The sequence below is a fragment of the Pseudomonas fluorescens genome, from assembly GCF_902498195.1.
GTDB lineage: Bacteria > Pseudomonadota > Gammaproteobacteria > Pseudomonadales > Pseudomonadaceae > Aquipseudomonas > Aquipseudomonas fluorescens_BU.
The window spans coordinates 1-502 of record NZ_CABVIY010000036.1; the positions used below are offsets into that span (position 1 = coordinate 1).

Here is a 502-nt window from a genome sequence, read left to right on the forward strand (position 1 = left end):
CGCACCCCGCCTAAAGAACGGCCAAGCAGTGACCGACCCGGAAAAGGTGCCAAACCAGGAAAACCCAACCCACGACCTCCCTCCCTTGTTCAGCAACCCCGCCCTGCCCACCGACCCCGAAAACTTCAACGAATTCATCGCCACCCACCCCCCGCTTAAACGGGAACTGCCCCGGGCCGTGGCGTTTTCTGGGAGCCGGAGCAGGACGGGGCGGCGGCGCAATGAAATCGATCTTCCTGGCTTTGGCACTGATAGCGACCGGCGTACACGCGGCTGAAGAATCCGACGATAACCCCTGCGACAAAGTCGAAAACGAAGTCCAGACCCTGGAATGCTCGGTCTACAGCAAAACCACCGCCGAAGACCTGCTGAAAGCCAACTACCAAAGCCTGACCGAGCGCATGCAAACGCTCTACGGCAAGAACCCGGCGCAACTGACCGACATCACCGCCAAACTCAAGGCCGCTCAACAGCAATGGCGGACGACCCGGCATGCGGATTG

At 60.6% G+C, this 502-nt stretch carries 2 protein-coding genes; both read left to right on the forward strand.

The genetic code is table 11. The annotated features are described in order from the left end of the window. Positions 1-277, forward strand: a 277-nt coding sequence (locus F8N66_RS31940; RefSeq protein ID WP_224790538.1) for a hypothetical protein, incomplete at its 5' end; no start/stop codon positions are given. Continuing rightward, positions 222-502 (forward strand): lysozyme inhibitor LprI family protein (locus F8N66_RS31420; RefSeq protein ID WP_150773752.1); only part of this gene is annotated, 281 nt, incomplete at its 3' end. The genes F8N66_RS31940 and F8N66_RS31420, both read left to right, overlap by 56 nt.